The organism is Pedobacter sp. 05L430 (genome assembly GCF_056397585.1).
The window spans coordinates 1-2,026 of record NZ_JBFTNT010000460.1; the positions used below are offsets into that span (position 1 = coordinate 1).

The 2,026-nt window shown below is 42.7% G+C and carries 1 protein-coding gene; it reads right to left on the reverse strand.

Translation table 11 applies throughout. The annotated features are described in order from the left end of the window. On the reverse strand, positions 1-1,612 hold a 1,612-nt coding region (locus AC1DG9_RS26375), incomplete at its 3' end, for a glycosyl hydrolase (RefSeq protein ID WP_477635608.1). Positions 1,613-2,026 lie beyond the last annotated feature (414 nt).

Genomic DNA, 2,026 nt, shown 5'->3' on the forward strand with positions numbered 1-2,026 from the left:
GTGTAATGTATTGGTGATAAGCCGTTGCCATTGACCACCAGGTTTGTCCGCGATCCCAATGCACACCATAAGGCCCCATTGTTGCGCCCGGTTTTAAGGAATCAGGTAAGAACTGATTTTGGAAAGTATGGTAAACAAAACGGTTTATGCCGGCGGCAAAAGCCCAATCGCCCTGGTTTTTTACTGACCCCGGGTGTTGCTTCCATCCTTCATTATTCTGTGCTGTAAAGGCTTCGGCCGGCACAAGCGATCTGCCTTCTACATGAGCAATAGATGTTGCTTCAATTACGCTGTAAGTAGAATTAAAGCCAAAACCTTTGCTCCAAAACTCGGCCATAGGTACATCTGCAACGCTGCCAAGATCTAGATCTGCAGTCGGGTTCATGTCATAGGGTTCTATAGATAAGGAAAGTCCATGACGCTTGCCATATTGTTTTACATGGTTCGCATGGTTTTGTAACACAAGCTCCTGCGCCGTTAATCTTAGGTCCCACAAAAATCGTTCGCTTTCTTCTCTTGAACCCACAACGTTTCCTGAGTAAACCGGGTAATAGGTTATCGGATCGTAGCCTCTTCTTTTTAGGAACTCTTGTCTAAAATTCGCTGTCCAGTTTTGGGCACCCATTTCCCAACTGTCCATATGCAGCCTTTTTAACCCGCCATTACTCTTGCTGTCGGGTTTAGCTATTTTTTTGAAGATTTTACCAAGGTAGGCATCCAGGTGGGCATTAAGTGCGGCAGTATCCAGTTTATCGGCTTCAAAACCTAATCCCGGGACAGGCGCTGGTCGGGTAATTGCGCCGTTATTACGGCTGCCAAAACGCATAATTATCCATTTACCTGCTGGCGGAGTCCAGTTCAGGGTTCCATCGGCATCCATCTTACCGGTAAGATCTATTATTTTACCTTTTTCAATGCCTTTTCCCTGATCCGACTTAACATCAGGTTCTGCTAAATAGGGTTTTACTGTAGCGGAGCTATATGGAGCACGATAATACAGTGCCTTTTCTTCGTAATCGCTAATTGCTTTGACGGAAGAGATATCAGGAAATCCCAGTACAGCCACATCTTTATAGTATGCTCTCCATTGTTTCTTAAAGTCTTCCGGCAGGTTGCCTTCGCCAAAGAAAGGTTTTTTGGGTGCAGGCACGGGTAGTACAATCTTTTTGTGATCGTCTGAAGAGACAGTTACCTGGCTCGAGACCAGGTGCTGCATAGATTGTTCTGCTTTAACCCATGGGCCACCGCTGCCTGTCCATCCGGGACCTATCCCCAATGTGATTTCTATCCCCAGGCGTCGCGCTTCCTTTTCTGCATGGGCAAACAAAGATGTCCACTGTTCACTAAGAAAATCAATAGTTCCTCCAGGCACGCCAACGTTTACTTCCAGAAAGATCAAATTACCGATACCAGCCTTTTTCATAGACTCCAGATCTTTGGTTATCGTTTTGGCGTTCATATTTCCATCCATGAAATACCAGTAGACGCCGGGTTTATATTTATCCGATGGATTGGCAAAACCTGCTTTCATCTGTGCTAACTGCGCTGTGGCAGAAACAATTGAGAAACAAGTAAGAACAAAAATTAAAAAAAAGTGATTTAAGTATTTCATGCGGCTGTTTTTTTTCGCCAGCTAACTAAATTCGGCATTAATTATCTAACGGTTTATATTGGTACCCAAAACTATCTTTATTGGGTAGTAAAATAAATAGAGGTTTTGATAAATGACCTGCATTTTTTGATATTTAAGGAACATTTTATGATTTTTCTTAGTAGTTTTAACCTTACAATTGCCCCATCAAAGCAACTATTTTAAAAGTCATTCTTAGCAGTTTATGCTATGAAATCTAGCCAAATGATTGACGAGTATGATTAATTTCTATAAGTATCTCCCTGTCAGCAAAGAAGATGAAAGTTGGGGCCTCATTGTGTTAAACACTGGATGTACGCATATTGGACCTACTAGCATATATCCCTTCAAAAATCATCCGGCACACCACAATTTTAACTGGAAGAGCTGGCGTAC